We start from the raw sequence: 7,021 nt of genomic DNA, 5'->3' as shown, positions 1-7,021 counted from the left end.
CGAGGCCGACGATCAGTTCCTTGTATTCTTTGCTCATCACTTCCCTTTTTTGCTGTCTTGCTTGCCCGTCGGCTCGGCGGAGGCGATCGGCCGGAGGGCAAAACCACTGGGGTAGCGGAGATCCACCACCGCAACATTCATGTTCAGTCGGCTCTTGGCCTGGGGGTAATAACCCACGAAGCGCGCCAGACGTTCGTCGATGGGCGCCTTGGCCTGGTCGTGACCGAGTTCGATAGTGAGGCCGTCTTCCATCTTCAGCTGCCAGGCCTCGCGGGCGGATAGCGAGACGCCCACCAGCTGCTTGCCGATGGGGCCGAGCTTGGTCGAGAACTCGTCGAACTTGGCGAGGAGCACGCCCGACGAACCTTCCGGCCCGCTGAAGACCGGCATCCTGGCGTTGCTGGCGGCGGTGAAGACCTCGCCGTAGCGATTGACGAGGCGCATGTCGCCGGTCTCGCCGACACGCCAGTAGGCCGAGGCCACGTGTTCTTCCAGGCGCACCTCGATGCCGCCGGGCCACTTGCGGCGCACGTCGGCGCGACGCACCCACGGCAGCTTCTCGAAGGCGCCACGCACGTCGTCCAGATCGACGGTGAAGAAGTTGCCGCGCAGGGACGACCGGGCTGCGTATTCGAGCTGGGCGGTGGTCACCTGGGCCAGCGGCGTGGTGACGACGACTTCCTTCAGCGGGTAGATCGGCAGGCGCGACACCGACGCCACGGCGGCGTAGCCGAGCCCGGCCGCGCCCACCACCAGCAGGACGTCCGAAATCAGGTTGAGGAGCTGGGGACGATCCCACAGCCCGTTGCCACCGCCTTCCCGCTGCGGGCGCGCAGCCGCGCGCGCACGCTTGCCGGCCGTCGGCTTGGCGCCGGGCTCGGGCGGGACGTTGGAGGTGGTGCGCTCGTCAGCCAAGGCGGGCTCCGGAAAGGATCTCGAGGCACAGGGCCTCGAACGACAAGCCAGCCACCCGTGCCGACATGGGCACCAGCGAGTGGTTGGTCATGCCCGGCGCGGTGTTGATCTCGAGCAAAGTGAAGCTGCCGTCGTCCCGCAGGATCAGATCCGCGCGGCCCCAGCCGCGGCAGCCCAGCACCTTGGCGCAGCGCACGATGGCCGCCTGGATCTCTTTTTCCTGGGCTTCCGGCAGGCCGCTCGGGCAGAAATACTGGGTGTCGTCGGTGAAGTACTTGTTCTGGTAATCGTAGTTGCCACCCGGCGCGACGATGCGCACCAGCGGCAGCGCCCGGTCGCCCAGGAAGGGCGCGGTGAGCTCCTGGCCGGTGACGAACTCTTCAGCCAGCACCAGCGAATCGAACTTGGCGGCCAGCTCCCAGGCGGCCTTCAGCTGGCCGGCCTCTGTGACCTTGGTGGCGCCCATGCTGGAGCCTTCATGCACGGGCTTGACGAAAATCGGCAGGCCCAGATCGGCGACGACGGCGTCCCAATCGGTGTTGGCGTCGAGGATCGCGAAGCGCGGCGTGGGCAGGCCGGACGACAGCCACACCAGCTTGGTGCGCCACTTGTCCATGCCGATGGCCGAGGCCATCACGCCGCTGCCGGTGTAGGGAATGCCCATCAGCTCGAGGGCGCCCTGGACGGTGCCGTCCTCACCACCGCGGCCATGCAGCGCGATGAAGGCGCGGTCATAGCCTTGTTCCTTGAGGATGTGCAGATCGGTCTCGGCCGGATCGAAGGCGTGGGCATCGACGCCCGCCGCCTGCAGCGCGGCCAGCACGGCGCCGCCCGACATCAGGGAAATCTCCCGCTCGGCGGACGTCCCGCCCAGCAACACCGCGACCTTGCCAAATCGATTCTTCACATCCGTCACCACATCCGCATTCATTGATTCAAATCTCGCCACTGACCAGCTTGCCCGGCACCGCACCGATGCTGCCGGCTCCCATCGTGATCACCACGTCGCCATCCTTTGCCGCGGCCAGGATCGCCGCCGGCATCTCCTCGATGTGCTCGACGAAGACCGGCTCGATCTTGCCTGCCACACGCAGCGCCCGGGCCAGCGAACGGCCGTCGGCGGCCACGATCGGCGCTTCGCCGGCGGCATAGACCTCGCCCAGCAGCAGCGCATCGACGGTGGACAGCACCTTCACAAAGTCCTCGAAGCAATCCCGCGTGCGGGTGAAGCGGTGCGGCTGGAAGGCCAGCACCAGACGCTTGTCGGGGAAGGCGCCACGGGCGGCGGCGATCGTCGCCGCCATCTCGACCGGGTGATGACCGTAGTCGTCGATGATGGTGGCGGTGCCGCCAGCGGGCAGCGCCACCTCGCCGTAGCGCTGGAAGCGGCGCCCGACGCCCTTGAATTCGGCCAGCGCCTTGACGATGGCTTCGTCGGAGACGCCCACCTCGGTGGCCACGGCGATCGCTGCGAGGGCGTTCAGCACGTTGTGGCGGCCGGGCAGGTTGAGCACGACGGACAGGCGGCTGGTGGTGCCATTGACGCGCACCACGTCGAAGACCATCCGGCCTTCTTCGGCGTGGATGTTCTCGGCGCGCACGTTGGCGGATTCGGAGAAGCCGTAGCGGACGATCTGCTTGGACACCAGCGGCATGATCGAGCGCACGTGCTTGTCGTCGTCGCACAGCACGGCCACGCCGTAGAAAGGCAGGTGCTGCAGGAAATCGACGAAGGACTGCTTGAGCCGGGCGAAATCGTGCCCGTAGGTTTCCATGTGGTCGGCGTCGATGTTGGTGACGACCGAAATCACCGGCGTGAGGAGCAGGAAGGAGGCGTCGGATTCGTCCGCCTCGGCCACCAGGAAATCACCCTTGCCCAGGCGCGCGTTGGCACCGGCGGCGTTGAGCTTGCCACCGATCACGAAGGTGGGGTCGAGCCCGCCTTCGGCCAGGATGCTGGCGACCAGCGAGGTGGTGGTGGTCTTGCCGTGGGTGCCGGCGATGGCGATGCCCTGCTTGAGGCGCATCAGCTCGGCCAGCATCTGGGCGCGGGGCACGACCGGGATCTGGCGCGCGCGGGCGGCGATCACCTCCGGGTTGTCGCCCTTGACGGCGGTGGAGGTCACGACCGCATCGGCGTCGTCCACGTTTTCGGCAGCGTGGCCCTGGATCACCCGGGCGCCGAGCGCCTTCAGGCGACGGGTGGCGGCGTTGTCGCCCAGATCCGACCCGCTGACCTTGTAGCCCAGGTTGACCAGCACTTCGGCGATCCCGCTCATGCCGGCACCGCCGATGCCGACAAAGTGGATGCTCTTGACTTTGTGTTTCACGTCGATTCCTTTAAGCAGCGAGCCCGGCGCAGACATCCGCGACGCGCGCCGTGGCATCCGGCTTGGCGCATTCACGGGCCTTGACCGCCATGGCCAGCAGGCGCTCGCGATTCATTTTCTGCAGCAGCGCGGCGAGGCGCTGCGGCGTGAGTTCGGTTTGCGGCATCAGCACCGCCGCACCGGCTTCGGCGAGGAAACGGGCGTTGCCGGTCTGGTGGTCGTCCACCGCGTGGGGATAGGGCACCAGCACGCTGGCCACACCGGCGGCGGCGAGTTCGGCCACCGTGAGCGCGCCGGCCCGGCAGATCACCAGATCGGCGTCGGCATAGCGGTCGGCCATGTCGTCGATGAAGGGCAGCAGTTCGCCGTCCACATGGGCGGCCTGATAGCCCGCGCGCAGGGCGTCGATCTGCTTGGTGCCAGCCTGGTGGGTAACCTGCGGCCGCTCGGCCGGGTCGAGCAGCGCCAGCGCCTGGGGAACGGTTTCGTTGAGGGCCGTGGCGCCGAGGCTGCCGCCCACCACCAGCACCCGCAGCGGGCCGCTGCGGCCGGCGAAGCGCTCGGCCGGCGGCGCCACCGCGGTGATGTCGGCGCGCACCGGGTTGCCCAGCCACTCGCCTTTTTTGAGCACATCGGGGAAGCCGGTGACAACCCGGTCGGCGACGCCCGCCAGCACCTTGTTGGCAAGGCCGGCGACGGAATTCTGTTCATGCACGACAACCGGGCGACCCAGCAGGGAAGCCATCATCCCGCCCGGAAAGGTGACGTAGCCGCCCATCCCGAGCACAACATCGGGCTTCACGCGGCGGATCTGGCCGAAGGCCTGGGCGAAGCCCCGCAACAGGTTGAGCGGCAGCAGCAGCTTGCGCAGCAGGCCCTTGCCGCGCAGGGCGGCAAAGCGCACCCAGGCGACTTCATAGCCGCTGGCCGGCACGATGCGGGCTTCCATCCCTTCCGGGTTGCCCATCCACACCACCTTCCAGCCGCGATCGCGCAGGGCGTCCGCTACTGCCAGACCAGGGTAGATGTGGCCGCCAGTGCCGCCGGCCATGACCATCAGCGTGGGCATCAGGCGCTGCCTCCGCATTTCACGAGATTTTGACTCCGCGTCGCCGCAAGCGAGCTTGCGACGCTCCGTCGAAACAGACAAATCATGCGCTGCCTCCACGCATGATCTGTCTGTTTTCCCAATCGATCCGCAGCAGGATGGCCAGCGCGACGCAGTTGGCCAGGATGCCGGAACCGCCAAAGCTCATCAGCGGCAGGGTCAGGCCCTTGGTGGGCAGCAGGCCCATGTTCACGCCCATGTTGATGAAGGACTGCACGCCCAGCCAGATGCCGATGCCCTGGGCGACCAGCGCGGCGTAGGTGCGCTCCAGCGTGACGGCCTGCTTGCCGATGGCGAAGGCGCGCTGGATCAGGATGGCGAACATCACCACCACCGCCACGACGCCGGCAAAACCCAGCTCCTCGGCGATCACTGCCAGCAGGAAGTCGGTATGGGCTTCGGGCAGGTAGAACAGCTTTTCGATGCTGCCGCCAAGGCCCACCCCGAACCACTCGCCCCGCCCGAAGGCGATGAGCGCGTGGGACAGCTGGTAGCCCTTGCCGTAGGCGTCCTGCCACGGGTCCATGAAGCCCAGGATGCGTTGGCGACGGTATTCGGAGAAGGTGATCAGGAGCACGAAGCCGATCGCCGCGACGATCGCCAGCAGCACGAACAGGCGCACGTTGATGCCGCCCAGGAACAGCACGCCGAAAGCGATGGCGGTGATCACCACGAAGGCGCCGAAGTCGGGCTCCTTGAGGAGCAGGAAGCCGACGAACAGGATCACCCCGGCCATCGGCATGAAGCCCTGCTTGAAGCTGCCCATCAGCGGCAGCTTGCGGGTGGTGTAGTCGGCGGCGTATAGGGCGGCGAACAGCTTCATCAGCTCGGACGGCTGGAGATTCACCACCCCCAGCGGCAGCCAGCGGCGGGCGCCGTTCACGTCACGGCCCACGTGGGGAATCAGCACGATGAGCAGCAGCACCACGCCGGCGATGAACAGCCAGGGCGCCATCTCCTGCCACGCACGCATGGGAATCTGGAAGGCCACCACCCCGGCGATCACGCCGATGGCGAGGAAGACCGCGTGCCGCACCAGAAAGTAGGCCGGCTGGTGGCCGAACATGCGACTGCCTTCGGCGGTGGCGATCGATGCGGAGAAGACCATCACCAGCCCCAGCAGGAGCAGCGCGGCGGCCGACCAGATCAGCCACGGGTCGAGCTCACGAGGCTGGCCGAGGGGCTGCATCAGACGACCGACGGCACGGCTCGTCACCGGCGCGGCGCTGTCTTCCGCGTGGCGGGCGAGAAAACCGGAGATGGCGGCGGCGAGCTTCATACGGGGCGGACGTCAGGCAGGCGCTTGACCGCGTCGATGAAGACCTGGGCGCGGTGGGCGTAGTTGCGGAACATGTCGAGGCTGGCGCAGGCCGGAGAGAGCAGCACAACGTCGCCAACCTGGGCGCGGGCATTGGCTTCGAGCACGGCGGCGTCCATGTCGGCGGCCTGGATGAGGGCCACGCCACAGCCATCCACCGCGGCCTGGATGGCGGCGGCGTCGCGGCCGATCAGCACCACGGCGCGGGCGTAGCGGGCGAAGGCGTCCTTCAGGGGCGAGAAATCCTGGCCCTTGCCGTCACCGCCGGCGATCAGCACCACCTTGCGGCGCAGGCCTTCGAGGGCCGCCACGGTGGCGCCCACGTTGGTGCCCTTGGAGTCGTCGTAGTAGATGACGCCGTCGGCCCGCTCGGCCACAGGTTCGACCCGGTGCGGCAGGCCGCGGAAGGCCTTGAGGGCGGCGATCAGCGGTGCGCGGGGCAGGCCGGCGGCTTCGCACAGGGCCAGCGCGGCCAGCGCGTTGGCAACGTTGTGGCTGCCGGCGAGTTGCATGTCGGCGCGGCGCAGGAGCTTTTCAGCGCCCCGGGCCAGCCATTCGCCATCGTCGGCATGAAGGGTACCGAAATCGTCGGCACCGGCCGGCGCGTCGATGCCGAAAGTGAACACCCGGCGGCCCGGCAGCGCCATGGCCTTGACCCGGGTGTCCTCGCGGTTGAGCACCTGCACGCCCGCGCCGTGAAAAACGGCGGCCTTGGCGGCGGCGTATTCATCGAGCCCGGCGTAGCGGTCGAGGTGGTCGTCGGTGACATTGAGCACCGTGGCCGACGCGGCAGCCAGCGGCGGCAGGGTTTCGAGCTGGAAGCTGGAGAGTTCGAGCACCCACATCTGCGGCAGCGCCTGGCCGGCGTCGAGCCGGGCGAGCAGCACGTCCAGCGCAGCCGGGCTGATGTTGCCGGCGACCACGCCATCGACACCCGCCGCCTTGACCATCTCGCCGGCCAGGGTGGTGGTGGTGGTCTTGCCGTTGGTGCCGGTGATCGCGATGACGCGGGTCTGATCCCACGCGCCAAGGCTCTGCAGGGCTTCGACGAACAGGGTCATCTCGCCGATGACCGGAATGCCGCGCTTGCGGGCGGCATCGATGAGCGGCTGACGCGGATCGAGCCCCGGGCTGATGGCCACGCGGCTCACCCCATCCAGCAACGCCTCTGAGAAGGCGCCGGTGACGATCTCGGCCGCCGGCGCATCGGCGCGCAGGCGATCCACGCCCGGCGGCGTCTCGCGGGAATCAGCTACACGCAGCGCCACGCCCTGACGGGCCAGCCAGCGGGCCATGGCCAGGCCGGATTCGCCGAGGCCGAGGACGAGGGTGAGATCAGCGTTTGCCATC

6 protein-coding genes are annotated in these 7,021 nt (G+C 68.2%); all 6 read right to left on the bottom strand.

Going from position 1 to position 7,021, the window contains the following annotated elements:
- Positions 1-36: 36 nt before the first annotated feature.
- A complete protein-coding gene (locus Q0672_RS10085) occupies positions 37-915 on the bottom strand; it encodes a cell division protein FtsQ/DivIB (protein ID WP_298621896.1) in 879 nt (292 codons plus the stop codon).
- Positions 908-1,822 (bottom strand): D-alanine--D-alanine ligase, encoded by a 915-nt coding sequence (locus Q0672_RS10080; protein WP_153162003.1) that lies wholly within the window; start codon positions 1,820-1,822, stop codon positions 908-910. Before Q0672_RS10080 ends, Q0672_RS10085 begins: the two co-directional genes overlap by 8 nt.
- A 28-nt stretch (positions 1,823-1,850) precedes the next feature.
- Positions 1,851-3,245 carry a UDP-N-acetylmuramate--L-alanine ligase gene (gene murC / locus Q0672_RS10075; RefSeq protein ID WP_153162002.1) on the bottom strand — a complete coding sequence of 465 codons (1,395 nt, stop codon included), beginning with the start codon at positions 3,243-3,245 and terminating at the stop codon, positions 1,851-1,853.
- A gap of 10 nt (positions 3,246-3,255) precedes the next feature.
- Positions 3,256-4,314, bottom strand: coding sequence for an undecaprenyldiphospho-muramoylpentapeptide beta-N-acetylglucosaminyltransferase (murG, locus tag Q0672_RS10070; RefSeq protein ID WP_153162001.1), 1,059 nt, complete (start codon positions 4,312-4,314; stop codon positions 3,256-3,258).
- Positions 4,315-4,396: 82 nt separating this feature from the next.
- On the bottom strand, positions 4,397-5,632 hold the full coding sequence (gene ftsW / locus Q0672_RS10065; RefSeq protein ID WP_153162000.1) for a putative lipid II flippase FtsW: 1,236 nt from the start codon (positions 5,630-5,632) through the stop codon (positions 4,397-4,399).
- Entirely contained in the window at positions 5,629-7,020 is a 1,392-nt protein-coding gene (gene murD / locus Q0672_RS10060) for a UDP-N-acetylmuramoyl-L-alanine--D-glutamate ligase (protein ID WP_298621889.1), read from the bottom strand. The genes ftsW and murD overlap by 4 nt, the downstream gene beginning before the upstream one ends.
- Position 7,021 lies beyond the last annotated feature (1 nt).

It is taken from the genome of uncultured Zoogloea sp., from assembly GCF_937894855.1.
GTDB classification, from domain to species: domain Bacteria; phylum Pseudomonadota; class Gammaproteobacteria; order Burkholderiales; family Rhodocyclaceae; genus Zoogloea; species Zoogloea oryzae.
This window is presented reverse-complemented; position numbering and strand designations above follow the sequence as displayed.